The organism is Pseudoalteromonas sp. M58 (assembly GCF_042604605.1).
Lineage (GTDB): Bacteria > Pseudomonadota > Gammaproteobacteria > Enterobacterales > Alteromonadaceae > Pseudoalteromonas > Pseudoalteromonas tetraodonis.
The window spans coordinates 424,422-447,105 of sequence record NZ_CP152390.1 but is presented as its reverse complement, the minus strand read 5'-3'; the positions used below and the strand labels follow the sequence as shown (position 1 = coordinate 447,105).

The window sequence follows — 22,684 nt, the reverse complement described above, 5'->3', positions numbered from 1 at the left end:
ACTGGGGCGCTTTTGTAATTATATTTTAATCCGCAAAGGTCAATAGACCCTAAGCGGCAATGCCACTGTGGCGCAGTAGTGCATCTACACTTGGCTCGCGACCACGGAAGTTTTTAAACAGTGCCATTGGCTCTTCGCTGCCGCCTTTTTCAAGAATGTGCTGCATAAACGCTTGGCCAGTTTGTGGATTAAAAATTCCTTCCTCTTCAAATTTAGAATAGGCGTCTGCCGAAAGTACTTCAGCCCATTTGTACGAGTAATAACCTGCACTATAACCGCCCGCAAAAATATGACTAAAGCCATGCTGAAAACGATTAAACGCTGGCGGCTTAATGACTGAAGTACGACTGCGTACATCATCAAGCACAGCTTGAATGTTACATGGTTTGTCTGCCACGTAATCGTGGTGGATTTTAAAATCAAATAACGAGAACTCAAGTTGTCTTAACATTTGCATACCTGAGTTATAATTTTTAGCCGCAAGTAGTTTATCAAGCAACTCTTTAGGTAGTGGCTCACCGGTTTCGAAGTGACCTGAGATAAAGCTAAGCGCTTCTTCCTCGTAACACCAGTTTTCTAAAAACTGGCTTGGCAACTCAACAGCATCCCACGCTACCCCATTAATACCGGCAACGGGGGCTGCATCTACTTGGGTAAGCATATGATGAATACCGTGACCAAACTCATGAAACAGTGTGGTTACTTCATTATGGGTAAATAACGCCGGCTTATCGCCAATCGCTTTATTAAAATTACACACCAGGTAAGCAACTGGTGTTTGAAGTTCACCATTAGCGCGCACTTTACGACCCATACAGTCATCCATCCACGCACCACCACGCTTGTGATCACGCGCATACAAATCTAAGTAAAAACGACCACGTAAAGTGTTATTGCTATCGTAAATTTCAAAAAAGCGTACATCTTTATGGTAGCTATCAAAATCAGCGACTTCTTTTACAGTAATACCAAATAGGCGATTAACCGTTTCAAATAAGCCACTGAGTACTTTATTTGCTGGGAAGTACGGGCGAAGAACTTCATCTGAAATCGCGTACTTTTCTTGCTTTAGTTTTTCACTATAATAACCAAAATCCCACGCCTGCAGTTCACTAATACCATGCTTTTGCTCTGCATATTGTTGCAGCTCTTTAAGTTCTTGCTCTGCTTGTGGTTTAGACTTAGCGGCTAAGTCTTCTAAAAATGAGAATACCTGCGCGGGTGATTCTGCCATTTTTGTAGCCAACGATTTTTCAGCGTAGTTATTAAAGCCAAGTAATTGTGCTAACTCATGACGCAGTGCCAACTCTTCACTCATGATCGCAGAGTTATCAAACTCTCCCGCATTAGGGCCTTGATCGGATGCACGGGTAGAAAACGCGGTGTATGTTTCTTTGCGAAGTTCACGATTATCTGCATAGGTCATAATCGGCAAATATGAAGGGAAATCTAGGGTAAATACCCAGCCGTCTAAGTCTTTACTTTTTGCCGTATCGGCCGCTAATGCAAGCGCTGATTCTGGTAAACCAGCCAATTGGCTTTCATCGGTAATATGCTTATGCCATGCAAGCGTGGCATCCATCACATTATTACCAAATTTTGAGGCCAGCTCTGATAAACGCGCACTAATTTCACCGTAGCGTTTTTGTTGCTCAGGATTTAACGCAATACCTGAAAGCTTAAAGTCACGTAATGCGTTAGTAATGGTTTTTTGCTGGGCAGTAGTGAGTGTTTTAAATTCGTCACTGTTATAAAGTGCGTTGTAAGCCTCATACAAACCTTGGTGCTGACCAACAAAAGTAGAGTATTCAGAAATAAGCGGTAAACATTGCTCGTAGGCTTCGCGAAGTTCATCATTGTTCATTACTGAGTTCAAATGCGATACCGGTGAAAACAATCGCGATAGTTTATCGTCAGCTTCTTCAAGGGGTAATACTAAATCTTCCCATGTGTATGATTGCTTTGCTAATACATCATTAATTGCACTGCGACAGTGCTCAATACCTTTTTTTAGTGCCGGGACAACATGCTCTGGCTTTATTTTTGAAAAAGGCGGTAAACCTTCAAGCCCGATTAGGGGATTAGTATGTGCATTGGTCATAGTGATTCTCGGTTTATGCAAAATATAAAAATTTAAGTTGGGGCAAAATACGTAAATACAAGGGCAAACCTGCTTTACTAGTTAACGAGTGCGTATCTGTAAATGATCACCTAGCAGCTTGATCTGAAATAGCATATCTTTCGTTTGATGAAGGATGTTTGATAGATTTTAGCAGCCCCGAACAAGTGACTTGCTCATCGCATATGCTATCATCGGCACAGAAAAGTTAAATTAATATTTAGAGGATTAAACATGGCTCAGCATTTTGATTACATTGCAATTGGTGGCGGTAGTGGTGGTATTGCATCAGCTAACCGTGCAGCAATGCGTGGCGCAAAAGTAGCATTAATTGAAGCTAAACACATGGGTGGCACCTGCGTAAACGTAGGGTGTGTTCCTAAAAAAGTAATGTGGCATGGCGCTCAAGTTGCTGAAGCAATTAATCTTTATGCTCCTGATTACGGTTTTGATGTTGAAGTTAAAGGCTTTGACTGGTCAAAGCTAGTAGAAAGCCGTGAAGCCTATATTGGCCGCATTCACAAAGGCTATGATAATGGTTTAGCTAAAAATGGCGTAACTGTGATCAAAGGCTTTGCAAAATTTGTGGATAGTAAAACCGTTGAAGTAAATGGTGAGCATTACACTGCTGATCACATTTTAGTTGCTGTAGGCGGACGCCCTACTATTCCTAACATTCCAGGTGCTGAACACGGTATTGATTCAAACGGCTTTTTTGAGCTGAACGAACAACCTAAGCGTGTTGCCGTTGTTGGTGCCGGTTACATTGCCGTAGAAATTGCAGGTGTGCTACACAGCCTAGGGACACAAACCCATTTATTTGTTCGTAAGAGCAAGCCGCTGCGCACCTTTGACCCATACATTATCGACACACTGGTTGATATTATGGCAAAAGAAGGCCCTACTCTGCACACTGAGTGTTCGCCAAAAGAGGTGGTAAAAGAGGCTGATGGCAGCTTAACTATTCATTTTGAAAACGGTTACAGCGAAAATGTTGATCAGGTTATTTGGGCGATTGGTCGTACACCTACAACCGATAAAATTAACCTTGCTGCAGCAGGCGTAGAAGTAAACGAAAGCGGCTATGTAAAAGTAGATGAATACCAAAACACCACGGCTAAAAATGTATACGCTGTGGGTGATATTATCGAAAATGGTATTGAGCTTACACCAGTTGCTGTAAAAGCGGGTCGTACTCTATCGGAGCGTTTATTTAATAAAGAATTGCCGAACGATTTAAAAATGGACTACAGCCTAGTACCAACCGTGGTATTTAGCCATCCACCTATCGGCACCATTGGCTTAACTGAACAAGAGGCGATTTCTCAGTACGGCGAAGAAAATGTAAAAGTATATAAATCAAGCTTTGCGGCTATGTACACCGCAGTTACTCAGCATCGCCAAGCATGTAACATGATGCTTGTGTGTGCAGGCGATGATGAAAAAGTTGTGGGCTTACACGGTATCGGTTTCACCGTTGATGAAATGATTCAGGGCTTTGCTGTCGCCATGAAAATGGGCGCGACTAAAGCCGATTTTGATGCGGTTGTAGCACTTCACCCGACGGGTTCGGAAGAGTTTGTTACCATGAGATAAGCTCGAGGTTCGAGAAAATAAAAAAACCTTGCGGTTAACATCGCAAGGTTTTTTTATTTTAAATGACCAACTTTACGCGGGGTAAACCCGCTGCTAGGTAATTTCAACTCGTAGCCCGTCGCCCGCTAACCTTCGTATTTTAAGCTAAATGCTCTCGGGCTAAATATTCTAACGATTGCATTTCTTGCAGGCGACTAATACAGCGTTTAAATTCAAAGTTTAAATTGCCTTGTGTGTACAGCTCAGTAATGGGTTTTTCTGCAGAGATAATTAAGGTAACGTTACGCTCATAAAACTCATCTACCAACGCAATAAAACGCCTTGCTGCATCATCATTATTTTGTCCAAGCTGTTTTACGTTTGATAAAATCACCGTGTTATATAATCGGCTTATTTCCATGTAATCCACTTGGCTACGCGCGGTTTCACACAGTTCGCTAAATTCAAACATAACGATGCAATCAGACACCTTGCGGGTTTTGATCATCCGCCCTTCTATTTCAATTGGGGTGTCTACTTTACCGGCCTCAGGGGAGAGCTTATCAAAGTATTCAAATAGGTTTTTATCAGCTTGATCATCAAGCGGGCTGTGAAAAATTTCTGCTTGTTCCAGTGTACGTAACCGGTAATCAACACCGGAATCTACATTAACTATTTCAGTATGCTTATTCACTAAGGCAATAGCCGGTAAAAAACGAGCGCGTTGTAAGCCATTACGGTATAAATCATCAGGTATAATATTAGAGGTTGCAACTAACACAATACCACGTGCAAATAGCGCTTCCATTAAACCACCGAGCAGCATGGCATCGGTAATGTCTTGTACAAAAAACTCATCAAAACAAATTATGTCTGTTTCTGCTTTAAAAATATCGGCAACTGTTTCTAATGGGTTTGCTGTGTTGTTTAACTTTTTAAGCTCGTCGTGTACTCGGTGCATAAAACGGTGAAAATGCACTCGCATTTTTCTATCGCCCGGCAAAGCTTCGTAAAAAGTATCAACTAGGTAAGTTTTACCTCGGCCTACGCCACCCCAAAAGTACAATCCTTTTATAGGTGCGGGTTCAGCTTTATTAAAAAGCTTTGCAAAAAAGCCTTTAGATTGTGGTTTTGCTTGTGTTAAATCGTCGTATAAACGCTGTAAATGACGAACTGCATTTTCTTGTGCTGCGTCATGTACAAAGTCATCGCGTTGAAGGTCTTGCTGGTATGTTTGCCAAGGAGTCATATCTATTTACAGTTAAAACACAGTTTAATTTGTAAAGCATATTAACACGCATCAATACTCAGGGTATATTAGACTTAGTATGAATTATTATTGAACTAAATTTTTTTAGTTATTTTCGCATAGAGGTGAATTTATGGGTACATTTACATGGGTAGGTTTAGTGATAGTGGTTGCTATTGCTGCATTTTTCGTTGGTGCCTTTGTCACTAAAAAACAATTTAAACAAGATGAGTTAGAGCAACAAGCAGAGCAAGCTAAGCATTCGCTTGAGCAGTATCGTCAAGATGTTGCCGACCATTTAGCGAACACTGGTAAGTTAGTAAACAAAATGAAAGAAAACTACGACCAGTTATTAAGCCATGTTGAAGAAACCAATCAACTATTACTTGAAGACAGAAATAAAGCCCCTGCTGAACCGTTTTTCTCTAAAGAAACCACAGAGCAATTACAAGCGTCATTAAAAGAGCGTAGTTCGGATCGCTCAAACGCCGATGCTCAACCAGCTGATTATGTGTCGGGTAAATCAGGATTATTTGCTGGTGATGTGAATACTTCTAAAGCATCTTGATGAACTTTTTTTTGACCCCATAGTCTTTAGATATAACAGCTTTGTTGTTTTATCTTATTGATATACTTTTTTGAGGCTGCTTATTGCAGCCTTTTGCTTTTTAAGTGGAGTAAACCCTGACTATGAAAATGAAATTATCACTTATCAGTGCTGCTATTTTATCTACTAGCTTATTACTAAGTCCAGCCGCTTCGTTTGCTAAATTGCCGGTTGCCGTTAATGGTCAACAATTACCAACACTTGCCCCTATGCTTGAGCAAATTACCCCAGGTGTAGTGAGTATTCAGGTTTCAGGCTCTAAAGAGGTTCGCCGACGCGGTGACCCGCTCGATTTCTTTTTTGGCAACCCGCAGCCACGTAGCCAAAAGCGCCAGTTTAGTGGTTTAGGCTCAGGAGTTATTATTGATGCTGACAAAGGTTATGTCGTTACTAACAACCATGTAGTGCAAGACGCTGAAAAAATGGTGGTCACCCTTGAAGATGGCCGCGAATATGAAGCAACAAAAATTGGTAGCGATAAAGAGTCTGATATTGCGCTACTACAAATAGACGCAGATGAATTAACCGCAGTAAAGCTAGCTAACTCAGATGACTTACGTGTCGGTGATTTTGCCGTCGCAATTGGTAACCCTTTTGGTTTAAGCCACACGGTTACCTCAGGTATTGTTAGCGCATTAGGCCGCAGTGGCTTAAATATTGAGGGTTACGAAGATTTCATTCAAACCGATGCCGCGATAAACCAAGGTAACTCAGGTGGGGCTTTAGTTAATTTAAACGGTGAGCTGATTGGTATTAATACCGCTATTTTAGGTGCATCAGGCGGAAATGTGGGGATTGGCTTTGCTATTCCGTCAAATATGATGAAAAACCTAATTGATCAAATTGTAGAGCATGGTGAAGTACGCCGTGGTTCGTTAGGTATTTCAGGCCGCCCTCTTGATGCAGGCCTTGCTAAAGCACAGCAGCTTGATGTTAAACAAGGGGCTTATGTTATGCAGGTAATGGATGACACCGCAGCCAGCAAAGCCGGTATTAAAGCAGGCGATGTGATTATTAGTATTAATGGTAGTGAAATTAGTGGCTTCCATGAACTACGCAGTAAAATTGCCACCTTAGGTGAGGGTCGTGAAGTACAGTTGGGGATTTACCGTGACGGTAAAGTTAAAAATGTGGAAGTAACCCTAGATGGTGCATCAGGCATTACCGCTGCGGGCGAAGAGTTACACCCAGCATTCCAAGGTGCAACGCTTGAAAACGTGAAGAAGAACAAAATGAAAGGGATTGAGGTGACCTCTGTAGACCCTCGTTCGCCATCAGCACGGGTTGGCCTTGAAGAAGGCGATGTTATTGTGCAAGTAAACCGTCAACGAGTAGAAAGCATTCGCGACATGAACAAAATTATCGAAGATATTCAAGGTAATATTGTGTTAGGTGTGAAACGCGGACGTGAATCTATTTTTGTATTAATTCAGTAATAATACAATAAAAGTAACAGCGGCACTTGCCGCTGTTATTTTTTTTGTGCCATCATAAAGGGATTGCTCACTAACAATAAGAATACCGTGCTAAAACTTCTAAAATTTGTACTTCCTCCTCTATTTGCCGGTTTAGGCATTGCTTTTTTAGTGGTTTTTTTTAGCCCTAACATGCGCACTGCATTGCTACCTAACGTGCCGCTACCCAGTGCAATGACTGCAAGTCATTTGAGCTTTTCTGACGCAGTTAAGCGCGCAGCGCCATCGGTTGTCACCATTTTTTCAGAAAGCATTTCTAAAGAGCCACGCTATAAACGCCAAAATACGGTGCAAGAGCTTGGTTCTGGGGTGATCATGTCACCTGACGGTTATATTTTGACTAATTACCATGTGATCAATAATGCCGATCAAATACTAGTTATTCTTACTGACGGCAGACGTTTTTTTGATGTGCAACTCATTGGCTTTGATACTATTACCGACTTAGCATTATTAAAAATAAATGCCAATCACCTGCCTGTTATACCCGTTAACGATAACTACAGTTCGAGTGTAGGCGATTTAGTATTAGCCATCGGAAACCCACTTAACTTAGGGCAAACCATTACTCAGGGGATCATTAGCGCCACCGGTAAGCAAAAAATTACCGACAGTCCTTACAATAACTTACTGCAAATGGACGCTGCTATTAACGTAGGTAACTCTGGTGGTGCACTGGTAAATTCTAATGGCGATTTAGTAGGGATCACCTCTGCCCAGTTTAAAACCCGTGAAAACTTAAATATACAAGGGATCTTTTTTGCGGTGCCTTACACCTTGGCAAAAGAGGTAATGGGTAAGCTTATACGCCATGGTCGTGTTGTACGCGGCTATTTGGGCTTTGAAGGCACAGCGGTAGACAGTACAGGCAAAGAGGTCAATGATAGCTTAACGCCTGTTGCAGGCATGCGTATTACCAACCTAGACCCTTTAGGTCCTGCATGGCAGGCGGGTATAGAAGAGCAAGATATTGTGATTAAAATTGCTGGGCTTTCAGTGGCTAATCCACAAAATGTATTGAAAAAAATAGGCAGTACCGAACCGGGGAAAGAAATTGAATTTGAGCTTTACCGTAACGGTGAAATACAAAAAATAATGGTGAAAGTAGCAGAGCTCGAAACCAAGCTATAAAGCGCTTATTTATACTTTGGCATTAGACATAAAAAACGCGATAGATCATCGCGTTTTTTATGTAACCTGAACTCTGGTTAAGAGATTTACTAACGTATTGAATCAAAAAATGATATTTATGTTTATTTTTCTCTAGCCAGAGATTTCCAGTGAAAACAAGGCGAAATTACGCGTCAATAGCTAGCCTATTGCAAGTAAATTCAACGCAGTTAGCGCTGAAAATAGCTGCTTGAGATAGATTTATTATCCAGAGTTCAGGTTACGTATTAGTATAACTAATTGCTTTTGCGTTTGATGTTAGCACCTAGCGCACTGAGTTTATCTTCAATACGCTGATAGCCTCTATCTACATGATAAATACGATCAACAACCGTTTCGCCTTGAGCCACAATCCCCGTTAGAATAAGACTTGCCGATGCGCGTAAATCGGTTGCCATAACCTGCGCACCCGATAAGCTTTTTGTTTCACCACAAAAGGCCGTATTGCCTTCTAAGCGAATATTAGCGCCCATACGTTGAAGCTCAGGCACATGCATAAAACGATTTTCAAAAATAGTTTCGGTAATCGTCGCACTACCATTAGCCACCACATTTAATGCGGTAAACTGCGCTTGCATATCGGTCGGAAAACCAGGATGAGGCATAGTTTTAATATTCACCGCTTTAAGCTCTCGGCCTCGCATGTCTAGGTAAATACTGTCATCGTGCACTTCTAATAATGCATTGGTTGCACGTAGTTTTTCTATTACTGGCTCTAACGAATGGAAGTCGGTCATTTTACACAGAACTTCACCGCCAGCCATCGCTGCAGCCACTAAAAAGGTACCCGTTTCAATGCGATCCGGTAATATGCGGTGTTCACAACCTGATAAACGCTCAACCCCTTCAATCTCAATACGGCTTGAGCCCGCACCAGTGATTTTAGCACCCATAGCAATTAAGCAATTGGCTAAATCGATAATTTCTGGCTCGCGCGCAGCATTTTCTAATACTGTTTTACCCTCGGCGAGCGTTGCCGCCATGAGTAAGTTTTCAGTGGCACCTACGCTGATCATTTCCATGAAAACTTCAGCGCCTTTTAAGCGACCATCTACTTTGGCATTAATATAACCGTTTTCAACGGTTATTTGAGCGCCCATACGCTCTAAGCCTTGAATATGAATATCAACCGGGCGCGCACCAATAGCACAGCCACCAGGTAAGGATACTTGTGCCTCACCAAATCGAGCGACTAAAGGGCCAAGTGCAAGCACTGACGCACGCATTTGCTTTACTAAGTCATAAGGCGCTAACGTGCTATTTACCGTTGCACCATCAATAATGAGTGAATCGCCCTGCCACTGAACATCAGCGCCTAACGTTTTTAATAAGGCTTCGGTTGTAATGATATCGCGAAGATGTGGTACGTTAGTAAAAGTACTTTTGCCATCAGCTAATAAAGCTGCAAATAGAATCGGAAGAGCTGCGTTTTTAGCGCCAGAAATAGTTACTTCACCAGCCAGTGAAGTGCCACCTTGAATTACAAATTGATCCATCTAAGGGGCCTTATTTATTGCGGTAAAATGAATTTTTGCTCACGTTTCCACTCTGTCGGAGTAAAAGCGCGGATAGAAACAGCATGAATGGTACCGTCTGAAATAGTGTTCATTAATGGCCCATATACTAGCTGTTGCTTTTTAACACGACTTAATCCGTCAAAGCATTCACCGACAGCGATTACTTCATAATGACTGCCATTGGCTTTTACATGTACTTCAGCTAACTGAAGTTCGTCGCGTAATAATGTTTCGACTTGACTCGTTTCCATAACTCTCACTCAAATAGGGTTGTAACCTGGCCTAACTGCATAAGGTTTTGCAGTTGTTCAGGTGGGTTTTGCAATTCAAGGCGAATGCCTTGTTGCTTAAATTCTGTAAAAGAGTGAATTAACCAAGCTAAGCCGGCTGTGTCAACCCTTGTCACCTCACTTAGGTCAAAATAAAGGGTTTTATGCTCAGTTTGTCGCTTAGTGTTCAGAAGCCGTTCATTGCCAATTGAATTATGAGTCAATTCACCACTGACTCGTAGATGCTGTTCATCGACTTGGCTGATTGCCAATTTAGTCATTTGTGTCACTGCCTCTAAACTGAACCGGTAACTTACTTTTTTGCTCTAACAGGTCGCTAACGTGGTCAATACCTTGTTGGCGTAAAATGCCCTGAAGCTCACTTTGTTTTGCATCAAGTAAGCTAATGCCTTCAGCAATCATATCGTAAGCGCGCCATTCGCCACTTCTATCTTCACGTACTTTAAAATCAATTTTAATATCAGGCTTACCGGCTTCTACAATTTTGGTTTTTACCACCACCACATCTTTGCCTTTAAAAGGCTGCTCGGCAGCAAATTCAACTTGTTGATTAGTATACTGGGTAAAAACGCCAGCATAAGTGGCAACAAGGTACTCTCTAAACGCGCCAATAAAACGCTGAATATCTTCAATTGCTTTTGCTTTTTCTGCTTTGTTGGTAATGGCGCGTACCTTAGATACTTCGCTACCTAACACTCTCAGTGCAGCATATTTGTAGTCAATGTAGGGCATCAGTTCTTCTTCAACGATGACCCGTAAATGCTCTTTGTTAGTGGTTATTAACGGCTGGTCTTTGGTAATACGCTCAAAGGTATTATCAGCAACCTGACGTACCATTTTATTAGGATCAGTCAATTTCACTTCACCGGCATGTACACTTTGTACTAGCGTGACAGTTACTAATGCGATACTTGCTAAAAATGTTTTCAACATAATAATTACTCACTACCTTGGTTGAATAAAAACTGGCCTATTAATTCTTCTAGTACCAATGCTGACTTGGTATCTGTAATAGAATCGCCGTTGGCTAATGCTTTACTTTGAACACCAAATAAATCGTCAATGGCTTGATCTTGTTCGCTGTTCGCTACATCTTCGCCTAAACATCGCTGTTTAGCTGAATCTGATGCGATAACGGGGTTAATTCCTAAATATTGTTCACCTAAAATACCCGAGGTTAAAATTGAGATAGAACTAGTGTCTGAAAAACGACACAAATACTGCGCATCAATGCTCATATTTACTACTGGTAAAAACTCTTGTGGATGCACATAAATTGACTCTACACGACCAATAACAACGCCGCCCACCTTAATGGGTGCACGTGTTTTTAATGATCCTATATTTTCAAACTTGGCGTTCAATGTGTAGGTTTCACCTGAGCCGCTAATACCCGAATTAGCCACTTTGAGCGCCAGCATTGAAAATGCCAAAATGCCCAATGCTACAAAAAAACCAACTAAAATTTCTAATTTCCGTGAATTCATTATTTAATACCCTATTAGCTGGTAAACATTACCGCTGTCAAAATAAAGTCAAAACCTAATACCGCTAGTGATGAGTGCACCACTGTCTCTGTTGTTGCCTTGCTGATCCCCTCTGATGTGGGAACACAGTCATACCCTTTGTAAAGCGCAATCCAGGTAACAACAATCGCAAATACGATACTTTTAATTAAACCGTTTAGTATGTCTTTTTCAAACGACACCTGAGATTGCATAATTGACCAGAAACTTCCCGTATCAACGCCTAGCCAATCAACCCCCACTAAATGAGCACCAATAATAGCTACAGCAGAAAAAATAAGTGCCAACATTGGCATACTAATCAAACCAGCCCAAAACCGCGGCGCTATAATTCGTCTAAGCGGGTCAATGGCCATCATCTCAAGCGACGATAATTGCTCGGTGGCTTTCATTAAGCCGATTTCAGCAGTCAACGCACTACCAGCCCTGCCTGCAAATAATAACGCAGTAACTACCGGTCCAAGCTCACGTAACAAGCTAAGTGCCACTAAAGGGCCTAGGCTGTCTTCAGCGCCATAATCAACTAAAACGGTATAACCTTGCAGCGCTAGAACCATGCCGATAAATAATCCCGACACAACAATAATCAACAGCGATTGTGAACCAACCATGTAAAGTTGGCGCACGAGTAAAGGTGTGCCTTTTTTAAAATTGGGTACATGCCATAACGCACTTGCCAGCATTTGGGTTGAACGCCCCAGTGCAGCAAATCGGCCCAGCGTTTTGTGGCCTATTTTTTGTAGTAAATCCAACATTACTGCTGCTCTCCTAACAGTTCATCTGCATAGGTTTGTGCTGGATAATGAAATGGCACTGGACCATCTGATAACCCTTTTAAAAACTGTTGAACAAGTGGTGATTCGTGCTCTCGCATCTGCTCTGGTGTACCACTGCCAATAACGCCTTGATCAGCAATAATAATAACGTGGTCGGCAATACTCATTACTTCAGTCACATCGTGCGTGACAATTAAAGAAGATAAGCCAAGTACTTCGTTTAAAGATTTGATCAGCTTAACTAAAACCCCCATTGAAATAGGGTCTTGTCCTGCAAAAGGCTCATCATACATAATAAGTTCAGGATCAAGCGCTATAGAGCGAGCCAAAGCTGCACGACGTGCCATACCGCCAGATAACTCTGAAGGCATTAAATCTTTAGCACCACGTAAGCCAACAGCTTGTAATTTCATTAATACCACTAAACGGATTAAATCTTCACTGAGTTGCGTGTGCTCTCGAATGGGGAATGCAATGTTATCGAACACCGACATATCAGTAAATAAGGCACCGCTTTGAAATAACATACTCATGCGTTTACGTGCCGCGTAGAGTTCTTTGCGCGACATAGCGACAATGCTGTCGTTTTTAAATAAAATATCACCGGAGTCTGGTTTAAGCTGGCCACCTATTAGGCGTAGCATCGTGGTTTTGCCAATTCCGCTTGGCCCCATAATGGCAGTAATTTTACCCTCAGGTACGTCAAAGCTCATATTTTTATATATGACCCTATCGCCTCTAGAAAAGGTAACATCCTTGACTTCTACTATTGATTGCGACAAGTCGCTCTCCATAACAATACTCTCTCATATTTCTATTTTAAGGGTTTTTTAACCAATATGGAAAAAACAATTCGTAAGATTTTGTAATAGTGTCGCAAAAACAGTTATAAGATTGATTCAAGCAGCCTTAACTTTGGCTTAAAATTTCATATAAAAAGCGCCATAGAATACTTAAAATAACCGCCTAATGTATTACACCTTATTCTTTTATTTATACTTTTATGGTGGCTTTTGTTACTATTCGCGCTATCTGAATTTACATTAATTGGCTTATCACAATGGTTACCTCGTTTGTCATTTTAATTCTTGGTTTTGCGGCTCTCGTATGGAGTGCAGACAGGTTTGTTTATGGTGCAGCAGCACTGGCTAAAAACTTTGGCGTGCCAACGCTAATTGTAGGTTTAACCGTGGTAGCTATGGGCTCTTCAGCGCCTGAAATGATGGTATCGGCTTCAGCAGCTTTGGCAAATAAAACCGATACTGCCGTGGGTAATGCAGTTGGTTCAAACATCACTAACATCTTATTAGTTTTAGGTATTACCGCCCTTTTAAGACCCTTATCAGTATCTTCAAGTACGTTAAAACGTGAAATTCCACTGGTACTACTGGTCTCCATTGCAACTTGGTATATTTTTTCAGATAACTATTTTTCATTTTTTGAAGGTGCAGCCTTATTATCTGGCTTTGTTGTTTTTATTGGCGGACTTATTTTTGTCTCACTGCGAGCTAAAAACCAAGACGATCCGTTTGTGAGCGAAGCCTGTGACGAAGTACCTGACAACGTACCAACCAAAAAAGCTGTTTTTTGGCTGGTAGTGGGTATGATTTTACTGCCGGTTAGTTCACACTTTTTAGTTGGCTCAGCCGTTGATATCGCAAAATATTTTGGCTTAAGTGACTTAGTGATTGGTTTGACCATTATTGCTATAGGCACCAGCTTACCTGAACTTGCAGCTTCAATTGCAGGTGTACTTAAAAATGAAGATGACTTAGCGCTGGGTAACATAGTTGGTTCGAATATTTTTAATATTTTAGCGGTATTACCGCTGGCAGGATTAATTAATCCATCGGTTATCGATACTTCGGTTGCTAACCGTGATGTTATTATTATGATTGGCGCAACCTTGGCGCTAATTGCTATGTCATTGAACTTTAGAGGTCAAAGACGTATCAATAGAATAGAAGGTGGCTTGCTCATCGTCGCATTTATGATTTACCAAGGTTATATTTTTAGTCAAGTAGGATAGCCCATGTCAACGCTAAACTTTATTCAACAAGGGTTACGTGTTCTAGAGATTGAACGCCAAGCACTCAGCGATATTACACAATACGTTAATGAAAGCTTTAACCAAGCCTGTCAATTAATGTTTGACTGCTCAGGTCGTATTATTGTTATTGGCATGGGTAAATCAGGCCATATTGGTAACAAAATAGCCGCCACTCTTGCCAGTACCGGCAGCCCCGCATTTTTTGTTCACCCGGGTGAAGCAAGCCATGGTGATTTAGGAATGATCACAGCAAATGACGTGGTTATCCTCATTTCAAACTCTGGTGAAACCAGCGAAGTACTTAATATTATTCCAGTATTAAAGCGCATTGGTGCCAAAATGATTGCCATGACAGGCAACCAAGGCTCAACCATGGCAACATTGGCAAATGTGCATGTGTGTATTAAAGTTGAACAAGAAGCCTGCTCATTGGGCTTAGCACCTACTGCAAGTACCACTGCCACACTCGCTATGGGTGATGCCATGGCGGTGGCATTATTAGAAGCACGCGGCTTTACTGCTGATGATTTTGCACTATCGCACCCTGGTGGTAGCTTAGGCAAGCGATTACTCTTAACTCTTAAAGATGTTATGCACAGTGGTGCTGATACACCTATCATTAACGAGACGCAAACGATTAAAGATGCCTTAATTGAAATGTCGGCCAAAGGACTCGGCATGACCGCTATTGTTGATAGTGACCAGCAATTATCAGGCCTGTTTACCGATGGCGATTTACGCCGTATTTTAGAGCAACGTATTGACATTCATAGCACTGAAATTAATGTTGTGATGACCAAGTCGTGTACTACAGCCACCCAAGAGATGCTCGCGGCTGAAGCGTTAAATATTATGGAACAAAAACGTATTAATGGTTTAATTGTAATTAATGAGCATAATCAACCGATTGGCGCACTAAATATGCAAGACTTACTTAAAGCGGGAGTGCTATAAATGCAATTTGAAGATCTCTATCAACCGCTAAGTGATGATGCAAAGGCGCGCGCAAAAAAAGTAAAGCTATTAATTTGTGATATTGATGGTGTATTTTCTGATGGCCGTATTTACCTTGGAAACCAAGGTGAAGAACTCAAAGCATTTAACACCAAAGACGGATTTGGTATCAAAGCCCTGATTAACAGCGGTTTTGAAGTCGCCGTAATCACTGGGCGCCATTCTCATATAGTGCAGCAACGTATGAGCAGTTTAACCGTACAACATATATATCAAGGCCAAGAAGACAAGCTTATAGCCTATCAAGAATTAAAACAAAAATTAGCGCTTAGCGATGAGCAAATTGCTTATATAGGTGATGATGGCCCAGACATGCCAGTAATGGAGCAAGTCGGTTTTGCGGTTGCCGTAAACGATGCTCATCCACTTATTAAACGTTTATCACATTATGTAACCCAACTGCCCGGCGGTTTTGGTGCGGTAAGAGAGCTGACAGACTTACTTATGCTCGAAAATAACAAGCCACTAACTAGCCAAGGAACGAGTTCATGAATGTAGCGCGCATTATACTGAGCGTTTTATTCATAAGCTGTATGGTTTGGCTCTGGTATCCTTATTTTACTAAGGTTGATATTACTGCAAGCGAAGAAACACAAGTTATTGCTAAGCCTGATTATACCGCTATTGAGCTAAAACAAACGGCTTATAATGAACAAGGTAAAGTGAGCCATAAGGTAACTGCGGTAAAAATGGAGTTGTATCAACAACTCGGTTTTACCTTTTTTGAAAAGCCTATATTCACTTTATACAACGAGCAGCAAACATGGCGTATTAACGCCGATGAAGCCACCCTCTACGACGACCGTCAACTGGTGTTAGAGGGTAATGTAACCGCTCAAAACTTAGTAGATAACGCCATGATCGATACGATCAACGCCCAGACCATCAATGTTGATATAAAACTATTAACCATGCAATCACAGCAGCCTGTCGTTATTACAGGACCTAATTTAAAAATCACAGGTAAAGGCCTTGAGGCCGATTTAAAAACCGAGGTGATTAAACTTATTAACCATACGCGAACCCTATATTATGACCAATAACCTATTTAAAATTTTAATTTTTCCCTCACTATTAATTGCTTTTAACAGTAATGGCGCTGAACCTGCTGAAGCCCCCGCTGCTAATCAAATTTCAATTAGTGCAGATAAGCAAGAAGGTCAATTAAAAGAAAACGTAGGCATTTTTGAGAAAAATGTTGAAATTATTCATGGTAATCGCCGTATCACAGCTGACCGTTTAGAAGTGCATAAACGCGATGAGCTAGGCGATAACAAACAGTTATTAATTGCCACAGGCAGCCCTGCATATTTTGAAGAAACCCAAGCTGATGGCACCATAATGAGCGCCAGTGCTAATGAAGTGCGTTACGATGTGTCGCTGCGTTTTTTAACCTTAATCGGCGATGCAAGCATTGCTCAAGCAGGTCAACAAATAACAGCTAAAAGTATCACTTACGATATCGAGCAGCAGTTAATTAGCGCAGAAAAAGACGAAAACTCAACAGACCGTGTACACACTATTTTAGTGCCTGTTGAAAATAAAAAAGAAGATGATAAAGGCCAACCATGAGCACATTAAAAGCAGAGCTATTAGCTAAAAGCTATAAAGGTCGTGAAGTTGTAAAAAACGTTGGCCTAGAGGTTGAAGCTGGCAGTATTGTGGGGTTACTTGGCCCTAATGGTGCAGGTAAAACCACCACCTTTTATATGATTGTAGGCCTTGTCCCTAGCGATAAAGGCAAAATATCAATTGATGATAAAGATATTACTTTATTACCGATGCACAGCCGAGCGCGTTTAGGGATTGGTTATTTACCGCAAGAGTCGTCTATTTTTAGAAAGCTGACTGTTTATCAAAACTTAATGGCTATCTTAGAAACACGTAAAGAATTAAATAAACAACAACGCGAAGATACCTTAAATAATTTACTTGATGAATTTAGCATTCAGCATATCCGCGATAGTCAAGGTATGGCTTTATCAGGTGGTGAACGTCGCCGCGTTGAAATTGCTCGCGCGTTAGCAGCAAACCCTAAATTTATCCTTTTAGACGAACCCTTTGCGGGGGTTGATCCTATCTCAGTATTAGATATTAAAAAGATTATAGAGCATCTTAAAAACCGAGGAATTGGCGTACTTATCACAGATCACAACGTACGCGAAACTCTTGATGTTTGTGAAAAAGCCTACATAGTTTCTCATGGAGAGTTAATTGCATCAGGCACTCCAGAATATGTATTAAACGATAAAACAGTACGCGATGTTTATTTAGGCGAGCAGTTCAAGCTCTAATATGTGTGTTATTACACTAAGCATCTGCTAATATTAATTATAATAATTTAAAAGGATTGTTAGAGATACATGAGGCAATCATTACAGCTGCGCATGGGCCAGCAACTTACAATGACTCCACAGTTGCAACAAGCAATTCGCTTATTGCAACTCAGTACATTGGATCTCCAGCAAGAAATTCAAGAAGCGCTCGATAGCAACCCCTTGCTTGAAGTTGAAGAACACGATTACAGCGAAGACACTGCAGGTAAAAACGAACAAAAAGCCGATAACGATGACATAACGCTAAGTGCCTCAGCTGACGATAAACCTAGCGAGTATGAGCAAGATAGCGGCGAAGCAATGACCAAAGACACTATTAGCGATGATATGGCTATGGATGTTACTTGGGATGAATATATGAGCGCTGCGCCTGCCTCTTCATCGGGCCCAATGCCAGAAGATGAATCTATTTATCAAGGCTCTTCGACTGAAACGCTGCATGAGTATTTAATGTGGCAACTTCAACTGACGCCGTTTAGTCCTACCGATGAAGCGATAGCTATTGCAATTGTAGAAGCTGTAGACGACTCAGGGATTCTAACCCTTAGCTGTGAAGAAATATTAGAAAGCTTTAACCAAGAAAACGACGGCGAAGATGAAGTTGAACTTGACGAAATAGAAGCGGTACTAAAGCGTATTCAACTATTTGATCCAGTGGGAATAGCCGCGCGTAGTTTACAAGAGTGCTTGTGTATTCAGCTAAATCAATTTGATAAAGACACACCTTTTTTAAACGAAACAAAAATGATCTTAACCGATCATATTGATTTACTTGCTGCACGTGACTATCGCACGTTAATGAAAAAAACAAAGCTTAAAGAAGATGAGCTAAAAGAAATCATGACGTTGATTCATACGCTCAGCCCAAAACCGGCAGACACTATTGTCAGAGAAGAGTCTGAATACGTTATTCCTGATGTGTCGGTTAAAAAAGTTAAAGGTCGTTGGGTAGTTGAATTAAACCCAGATAGCATGCCTAAGATCAGAGTAAATAGCCAATATGCAGCTATGTCGCGTACGGTTAAATCAAGTGGTGATAGCCAGTTTATTCGCTCGCACTTACAAGAGGCTAAATGGTTTATAAAAAGCTTAGAAAGTAGAAATGACACGCTACTTAAAGTAACCAACTGTATTGTGCAGCAGCAACAGGCCTTTTTTGAACACGGTCCTGAGGCTATGAAGCCTATGGTGCTTAACGATGTGGCTGAAATGGTGGAAATGCATGAGTCGACTATATCGCGTGTTACTACGCAAAAATACATGCATACACCACGTGGCATTTTTGAGCTTAAATATTTCTTTTCAAGCCATGTAAGTACTGAAAATGGTGGCGAATGTTCATCAACAGCAATACGTGCATTAATTAAAAAATTAATCGCTGCAGAAAACTCAGCTAAACCATTGAGTGATAGTAAAATTGCAGATATATTGGCAGAGCAAGGAATTAAAGTAGCGAGGAGAACCATTGCAAAATATCGCGAATCTCTAGCTATTCCCCCGTCTAATCAACGTAAAAGTTTGATTTAAGGCGTACAACAAAGAGGAAAATGTTTATGCAACTGAATTTAACTGGTCGCCATGTAGATATTACCGACTCGCTTAGAGACTACGTAAATAGTAAATTTTCGAAGTTACAGAGGCACACTGATCACATAACGAATGTGCACGTTATTCTCGATGTAGAAAAACTAAACCAAAAAGCTGAAGCAACCGTTCATGTTAGTGGCGCTGAGATTTTTGCCTCTACTGAGCATCAAGATATGTATGCCGCTATAGACTCGCTCATTGACAAGCTAGATCGTCAAGTAATTAAACACAAAGAGAAACTTGCTCGACACTAACACTATGAAACTAAGCTCACTTATCTGTCAGGACTGCAGTAAAGCTGCGGTCCTTTTTAATAGTAAAAAAAGAATTTTAGAATTTATCAGTGAATTGGCTCACAATAAGCTGCCCTATTTAACACAACAAGATATTCTTAATGCATTAACTGCAAGAGAAAAGCTAGGAAGTACAGGCATTGGTCGAGGCATTGCTATTCCACATGGTCGCATGAGTGGTGCTCAAGAGCCCCTAGCTTTGATTTTAGTGAGCGAAACAGCTATTAATTTTGATGCGATTGATAACCGACCGGTTGACATTTTTGTCGCGTTAATTGTTCCCGATGGCGATAATCAGCAGCATTTGAAGACGCTAGCCACGATTGCTGATAAGCTCAATGATAAAGAATTTTGTAAACAGTTACGCGCCGCCAAATCGGATAGCGAACTGTATCAGGTTATCGTCAGTCAATCGTAGTAATAAAGAAAGGTGATAAATGGAATTAATAATTATAAGCGGTCGTTCAGGGTCAGGTAAATCTGTGGCGTTACGCGTTGTGGAAGACTTAGGTTATTATTGTGTAGACAATATTCCTCTTAATTTATTACCATCATTAGTGCGCAGTGTTTCCGACAGTTATAATAAAATTGCCGTGAGTGTTGATGTACGTAACCTACCTAAAGAGCAACAGCAGTTTAATGAAATCATTGAATATTTACCTGGTTTTACTAAACCAACGGTATTTTATTTAGACAGTGACGATCAAACATTAATAAAACGTTTTTCAGAAACGCGACGTCTCCACCCTTTATCTATTGATTCTTTGCCGCTTGATTTAGCCATAAAAAAAGAAAAACAACTACTTGATGTATTGATTAACCGTGCTGATTATATGATTGATACCACAGATTTAAGTGTGCATCAGCTTGCTGAGTCTATTCGTGAAAAAATACTCGGAAAAAAAGATAAACAACTGATCATTACCTTTGAGTCATTTGGTTTTAAACACGGCATCCCTAAAGAAGCAGATTACGTATTTGATGCCCGCTTTTTACCAAACCCACATTGGGAGCCTGAGCTTAAGCCACTTACAGGGCTGGACCAACCAGTAAAAGACTACCTAGCAAGTCACAGTATAGTGCAAAAATTTACATGGCAAATTCAAACATTTGTGCAAACATGGCTGCCGCATTTAGAACGAAATAACCGCAGCTACTTAACCATTGCAATTGGCTGTACCGGTGGGCAACACCGCTCTGTTTATTTAGCGCAAACCATTGGCGAAAGCTTTGCAATGAGCCATCCTAATGTAAAAATTCGCCACCGAGAACAAGAATAATACCGAGTGAGAACATGCAATGCGCTTAGAAAATACATTTTTAATAAAAAACAAATTAGGATTACACGCTAGAGCGGCGACAGTATTAGCTCAGCTTTCTGTGCAATTTGATGCCACAATCACTTTATTTCAAGATGACAAACAAGCCGCTGGCGATAGCGTGCTGGCACTTATGTTACTCGAAAGCAGCCAAGGCAAAGAAGTTAAGGTGGTATGCGAAGGCCCCGACGCTGAGCCTGCACTTAGCGCAATAGGTGAGCTCATCGACCAACGATTTAATGAGCAAGAATAAAAAAGTTCATTATTAACTCATCATCCTAAGCTTAGGTTAATAGTGGTTGAGGTAGTTTGCTCACATAAAGTAAGATAAACTAAAATTGAATAGCATTTATACCCTTCCAGCATGTAATACAATTTAATTAAGGACGCCAATGCCTGAAGCTTTAGAACAAGATATTCCACTACAACAACTAAAACAGGTGACTAAGTCACTAAATAGTGGTCAATTTGTTCAAGTTAGACGCATGCTGGCAAAGACGGCGCCTTGTGATACCGCACTTCTTTTAGAATCATCCCCGCATAAAATTCGCCGTATGCTCTGGCAGCTTGTTGATCCTGATGTACAAGGTGATGTGCTTGAAGAGCTGTCTGAAGATGTACGTTTGGGCATTATTGCGCAAATGGCACCCGAGCACATTGCTGCCGCAACCGAAGACATGGGCCATGATGACTTAGGGGAAGTACTACGTAGCCTACCTGACACCGTTTATAAAGACGTTGTTAGCGCTATGGATATTCAAGATAGAGAACGTGCAACGCAGGCTTTATCGTATCAAGAGCGCTCTGCTGGCGCATTGATGAATATAGATACCGTTACTATTCGCCCCGATGTGACTCTAGATGTGGTACTGCGTTATATTCGCTTACGCGGCGAATTACCTGAGGGTACAGATGACTTATATGTGGTTGATGAAAATAACTGCTTTTTAGGCGCCCTATCGCTGAGTACTTTATTAACTAATCCCCCTGAAAAAATTGTTCATGAGTTAATGGATGAAGACTGTGAGTCTATTCCTATTTCAATGGATGAGAGCGAAGTTGCACAATTGTTTGAGCGTCATAACTGGATATCGGCACCGGTTGTTGATGACAACGCACACTTGCTTGGGCGGATCACCATTGATGATATCGTTGATGTTATTCGTGAAGACGCTGAGCACAGTTTACTGGGTTTAGCGGGTTTAGATGATGAAGAAGATACCTTTGCACCTGTGTTGAAAAGCTCTAAAAAGCGCTCAATTTGGCTGGGTGTAAACTTACTAACTGCATTGCTGGCTGCAATTGTGGCGAGCTTTTTTGAAAACACCTTAGCTATATTACCAATTCTTGCTGTGCTCAATGGCATTGTCCCGTCAATGGGTGGGGTTGCAGGCAGCCAAACCTTAACTTTGGTTATTCGCGGTATCGCGGTGGGTCATATCAACCAAACTAACCAACGTTTTTTATTATTAAAAGAACTCGCTATCGGTGCGATTAACGGTATGGTTTGGTCTATCCTAATTGCCGGTGTTGTTGCGCTTTGGCAATGGGATTTCAAACTCGGTGGTGTTTTAGCGTTTGCTATGTTTATGAATTTAGTTGCAGCAGGTATTGCGGGTGCTAGTATCCCACTATTGCTTAAAAAAATGAAAATAGATCCAGCACTTGCAGGCAGTGTGGTACTAACCACGGTAACTGATATTGTTGGTATATTTGCCTTCTTAGGTACTGCGACTTGGTTATTGATTTAATCTTTTTATAAACGTTTTTAAACAAAAACA

25 protein-coding genes are annotated in these 22,684 nt (G+C 41.1%); 16 read left to right on the top strand and 9 right to left on the bottom strand.

Translation table 11 applies throughout. The features are described from left to right. Positions 1-49: 49 nt before the first annotated feature. On the bottom strand, positions 50-2,101 hold the full coding sequence (gene prlC, locus AAGD16_RS02070) for an oligopeptidase A (RefSeq protein ID WP_013463996.1): 2,052 nt from the start codon (positions 2,099-2,101) through the stop codon (positions 50-52). Positions 2,102-2,353: 252 nt separating this feature from the next. Between prlC and gorA the strand changes: the two genes are divergently transcribed. Continuing rightward, positions 2,354-3,715, top strand: a complete 1,362-nt coding sequence (gene gorA, locus AAGD16_RS02065) for a glutathione-disulfide reductase (RefSeq protein ID WP_013463995.1) — start codon at positions 2,354-2,356, stop codon at positions 3,713-3,715. A gap of 139 nt (positions 3,716-3,854) precedes the next feature. Here gorA and zapE read toward each other — a convergent pair whose 3' ends face one another. Further along, a complete protein-coding gene (gene zapE, locus AAGD16_RS02060; RefSeq protein ID WP_013463994.1) occupies positions 3,855-4,943 on the bottom strand; it encodes a cell division protein ZapE in 1,089 nt (362 codons plus the stop codon). A 133-nt stretch (positions 4,944-5,076) separates the two neighbouring features. Between zapE and AAGD16_RS02055 the strand changes: the two genes are divergently transcribed. The 3 genes from AAGD16_RS02055 (at position 5,077) to AAGD16_RS02045 (ending at position 8,156) form a co-directional block, all read left to right on the top strand. Next, positions 5,077-5,511, top strand: coding sequence for a YhcB family protein (locus tag AAGD16_RS02055; RefSeq protein WP_008115546.1), 435 nt, complete (start codon positions 5,077-5,079; stop codon positions 5,509-5,511). Positions 5,512-5,633: 122 nt separating this feature from the next. Continuing rightward, the gene (locus tag AAGD16_RS02050; RefSeq protein WP_058154121.1) at positions 5,634-6,986 is read left to right on the top strand and encodes a Do family serine endopeptidase; all 1,353 of its coding nucleotides are present in this window, start codon (positions 5,634-5,636) and stop codon (positions 6,984-6,986) included. An 87-nt stretch (positions 6,987-7,073) separates the two neighbouring features. Next, entirely contained in the window at positions 7,074-8,156 is a 1,083-nt protein-coding gene (locus tag AAGD16_RS02045; protein WP_013463993.1) for a trypsin-like peptidase domain-containing protein, read from the top strand. Between the two features lie 275 nt (positions 8,157-8,431). Here AAGD16_RS02045 and murA read toward each other — a convergent pair whose 3' ends face one another. The 7 genes from murA to AAGD16_RS02010 are packed head-to-tail and all read right to left on the bottom strand — an operon-like array spanning position 8,432 to position 13,098. Then, positions 8,432-9,691, bottom strand: a complete 1,260-nt coding sequence (gene murA / locus AAGD16_RS02040; protein WP_036955851.1) for a UDP-N-acetylglucosamine 1-carboxyvinyltransferase — start codon at positions 9,689-9,691, stop codon at positions 8,432-8,434. Between the two features lie 14 nt (positions 9,692-9,705). Then, the gene (locus AAGD16_RS02035; RefSeq protein WP_007378312.1) at positions 9,706-9,963 is read right to left on the bottom strand and encodes a BolA family protein; all 258 of its coding nucleotides are present in this window, start codon (positions 9,961-9,963) and stop codon (positions 9,706-9,708) included. A 5-nt stretch (positions 9,964-9,968) separates the two neighbouring features. Beyond that, the gene (locus AAGD16_RS02030) at positions 9,969-10,262 is read right to left on the bottom strand and encodes a lipid asymmetry maintenance protein MlaB (protein ID WP_008465119.1); all 294 of its coding nucleotides are present in this window, start codon (positions 10,260-10,262) and stop codon (positions 9,969-9,971) included. Next, a complete protein-coding gene (locus AAGD16_RS02025) occupies positions 10,255-10,935 on the bottom strand; it encodes a phospholipid-binding protein MlaC (protein ID WP_013463991.1) in 681 nt (226 codons plus the stop codon). Before AAGD16_RS02025 ends, AAGD16_RS02030 begins: the two co-directional genes overlap by 8 nt. A gap of 5 nt (positions 10,936-10,940) precedes the next feature. Next, positions 10,941-11,489, bottom strand: coding sequence for an outer membrane lipid asymmetry maintenance protein MlaD (gene mlaD / locus AAGD16_RS02020; protein ID WP_013463990.1), 549 nt, complete (start codon positions 11,487-11,489; stop codon positions 10,941-10,943). 14 nt (positions 11,490-11,503) lie between these two features. Continuing rightward, positions 11,504-12,283: a lipid asymmetry maintenance ABC transporter permease subunit MlaE gene (gene mlaE, locus AAGD16_RS02015; protein WP_013463989.1), complete on the bottom strand. Its 780-nt coding sequence runs from the start codon at positions 12,281-12,283 to the stop codon at positions 11,504-11,506. Next, complete coding sequence (locus tag AAGD16_RS02010) at positions 12,283-13,098, bottom strand: ATP-binding cassette domain-containing protein (protein WP_013463988.1); 816 nt, start codon at positions 13,096-13,098, stop codon at positions 12,283-12,285. The genes mlaE and AAGD16_RS02010 overlap by 1 nt, the downstream gene beginning before the upstream one ends. A 266-nt stretch (positions 13,099-13,364) precedes the next feature. Between AAGD16_RS02010 and AAGD16_RS02005 the strand changes: the two genes are divergently transcribed. The 12 genes from AAGD16_RS02005 to mgtE all read left to right on the top strand — a co-directional run bounded on the left by AAGD16_RS02005 (position 13,365) and on the right by mgtE (position 22,654). Next, positions 13,365-14,333, top strand: a complete 969-nt coding sequence (locus tag AAGD16_RS02005; RefSeq protein WP_013463987.1) for a calcium/sodium antiporter — start codon at positions 13,365-13,367, stop codon at positions 14,331-14,333. A gap of 3 nt (positions 14,334-14,336) precedes the next feature. Continuing rightward, positions 14,337-15,308, top strand: coding sequence for a KpsF/GutQ family sugar-phosphate isomerase (locus AAGD16_RS02000; protein ID WP_013463986.1), 972 nt, complete (start codon positions 14,337-14,339; stop codon positions 15,306-15,308). Next, the gene (kdsC, locus tag AAGD16_RS01995; protein ID WP_013463985.1) at positions 15,309-15,860 is read left to right on the top strand and encodes a 3-deoxy-manno-octulosonate-8-phosphatase KdsC; all 552 of its coding nucleotides are present in this window, start codon (positions 15,309-15,311) and stop codon (positions 15,858-15,860) included. Beyond that, a complete protein-coding gene (gene lptC / locus AAGD16_RS01990) occupies positions 15,857-16,411 on the top strand; it encodes an LPS export ABC transporter periplasmic protein LptC (protein ID WP_013463984.1) in 555 nt (184 codons plus the stop codon). The genes kdsC and lptC overlap by 4 nt, the downstream gene beginning before the upstream one ends. Then, on the top strand, positions 16,401-16,940 hold the full coding sequence (gene lptA / locus AAGD16_RS01985) for a lipopolysaccharide transport periplasmic protein LptA (protein ID WP_013463983.1): 540 nt from the start codon (positions 16,401-16,403) through the stop codon (positions 16,938-16,940). Before lptC ends, lptA begins: the two co-directional genes overlap by 11 nt. Further along, positions 16,937-17,662: an LPS export ABC transporter ATP-binding protein gene (lptB, locus tag AAGD16_RS01980; RefSeq protein ID WP_013463982.1), complete on the top strand. Its 726-nt coding sequence runs from the start codon at positions 16,937-16,939 to the stop codon at positions 17,660-17,662. The genes lptA and lptB overlap by 4 nt, the downstream gene beginning before the upstream one ends. Positions 17,663-17,731: 69 nt before the next feature. Further along, positions 17,732-19,231 (top strand): RNA polymerase factor sigma-54, encoded by a 1,500-nt coding sequence (locus tag AAGD16_RS01975; protein WP_036955840.1) that lies wholly within the window; start codon positions 17,732-17,734, stop codon positions 19,229-19,231. A 26-nt stretch (positions 19,232-19,257) separates the two neighbouring features. Continuing rightward, entirely contained in the window at positions 19,258-19,545 is a 288-nt protein-coding gene (hpf, locus tag AAGD16_RS01970) for a ribosome hibernation promoting factor (RefSeq protein WP_010390562.1), read from the top strand. A gap of 4 nt (positions 19,546-19,549) precedes the next feature. After that, positions 19,550-20,002, top strand: a complete 453-nt coding sequence (gene ptsN, locus AAGD16_RS01965) for a PTS IIA-like nitrogen regulatory protein PtsN (RefSeq protein WP_013463980.1) — start codon at positions 19,550-19,552, stop codon at positions 20,000-20,002. Between the two features lie 19 nt (positions 20,003-20,021). Then, positions 20,022-20,864, top strand: coding sequence for an RNase adapter RapZ (rapZ, locus tag AAGD16_RS01960; RefSeq protein WP_010390558.1), 843 nt, complete (start codon positions 20,022-20,024; stop codon positions 20,862-20,864). A gap of 19 nt (positions 20,865-20,883) precedes the next feature. After that, positions 20,884-21,156 carry an HPr family phosphocarrier protein gene (locus AAGD16_RS01955; RefSeq protein ID WP_013463979.1) on the top strand — a complete coding sequence of 91 codons (273 nt, stop codon included), beginning with the start codon at positions 20,884-20,886 and terminating at the stop codon, positions 21,154-21,156. 139 nt (positions 21,157-21,295) lie between these two features. Next, the gene (mgtE, locus tag AAGD16_RS01950) at positions 21,296-22,654 is read left to right on the top strand and encodes a magnesium transporter (protein WP_013463978.1); all 1,359 of its coding nucleotides are present in this window, start codon (positions 21,296-21,298) and stop codon (positions 22,652-22,654) included. Positions 22,655-22,684: the final 30 nt, after the last annotated feature.

Coding starts and splice junctions, on each gene's coding strand:
- rapZ (WP_010390558.1), top strand. CDS start 20,022: ATGGAATTAATAATTATAAGCGGTCGTTCAGGGTCAGGTAAATCTGTG.
- lptA (WP_013463983.1), top strand. CDS start 16,401: ATGACCAATAACCTATTTAAAATTTTAATTTTTCCCTCACTATTAATT.
- mlaD (WP_013463990.1), bottom strand. CDS start 11,489: ATGAATTCACGGAAATTAGAAATTTTAGTTGGTTTTTTTGTAGCATTG.
- AAGD16_RS01955 (WP_013463979.1), top strand. CDS start 20,884: ATGCGCTTAGAAAATACATTTTTAATAAAAAACAAATTAGGATTACAC.
- AAGD16_RS02055 (WP_008115546.1), top strand. CDS start 5,077: ATGGGTACATTTACATGGGTAGGTTTAGTGATAGTGGTTGCTATTGCT.
- AAGD16_RS02010 (WP_013463988.1), bottom strand. CDS start 13,098: ATGGAGAGCGACTTGTCGCAATCAATAGTAGAAGTCAAGGATGTTACC.
- lptB (WP_013463982.1), top strand. CDS start 16,937: ATGAGCACATTAAAAGCAGAGCTATTAGCTAAAAGCTATAAAGGTCGT.
- lptC (WP_013463984.1), top strand. CDS start 15,857: ATGAATGTAGCGCGCATTATACTGAGCGTTTTATTCATAAGCTGTATG.
- AAGD16_RS02035 (WP_007378312.1), bottom strand. CDS start 9,963: ATGGAAACGAGTCAAGTCGAAACATTATTACGCGACGAACTTCAGTTA.
- AAGD16_RS01975 (WP_036955840.1), top strand. CDS start 17,732: ATGAGGCAATCATTACAGCTGCGCATGGGCCAGCAACTTACAATGACT.
- mgtE (WP_013463978.1), top strand. CDS start 21,296: ATGCCTGAAGCTTTAGAACAAGATATTCCACTACAACAACTAAAACAG.
- gorA (WP_013463995.1), top strand. CDS start 2,354: ATGGCTCAGCATTTTGATTACATTGCAATTGGTGGCGGTAGTGGTGGT.
- AAGD16_RS02030 (WP_008465119.1), bottom strand. CDS start 10,262: ATGACTAAATTGGCAATCAGCCAAGTCGATGAACAGCATCTACGAGTC.
- zapE (WP_013463994.1), bottom strand. CDS start 4,943: ATGACTCCTTGGCAAACATACCAGCAAGACCTTCAACGCGATGACTTT.
- hpf (WP_010390562.1), top strand. CDS start 19,258: ATGCAACTGAATTTAACTGGTCGCCATGTAGATATTACCGACTCGCTT.
- kdsC (WP_013463985.1), top strand. CDS start 15,309: ATGCAATTTGAAGATCTCTATCAACCGCTAAGTGATGATGCAAAGGCG.
- prlC (WP_013463996.1), bottom strand. CDS start 2,101: ATGACCAATGCACATACTAATCCCCTAATCGGGCTTGAAGGTTTACCG.
- AAGD16_RS02005 (WP_013463987.1), top strand. CDS start 13,365: ATGGTTACCTCGTTTGTCATTTTAATTCTTGGTTTTGCGGCTCTCGTA.
- mlaE (WP_013463989.1), bottom strand. CDS start 12,283: ATGTTGGATTTACTACAAAAAATAGGCCACAAAACGCTGGGCCGATTT.
- AAGD16_RS02050 (WP_058154121.1), top strand. CDS start 5,634: ATGAAAATGAAATTATCACTTATCAGTGCTGCTATTTTATCTACTAGC.
- AAGD16_RS02000 (WP_013463986.1), top strand. CDS start 14,337: ATGTCAACGCTAAACTTTATTCAACAAGGGTTACGTGTTCTAGAGATT.
- ptsN (WP_013463980.1), top strand. CDS start 19,550: ATGAAACTAAGCTCACTTATCTGTCAGGACTGCAGTAAAGCTGCGGTC.
- murA (WP_036955851.1), bottom strand. CDS start 9,691: ATGGATCAATTTGTAATTCAAGGTGGCACTTCACTGGCTGGTGAAGTA.
- AAGD16_RS02025 (WP_013463991.1), bottom strand. CDS start 10,935: ATGTTGAAAACATTTTTAGCAAGTATCGCATTAGTAACTGTCACGCTA.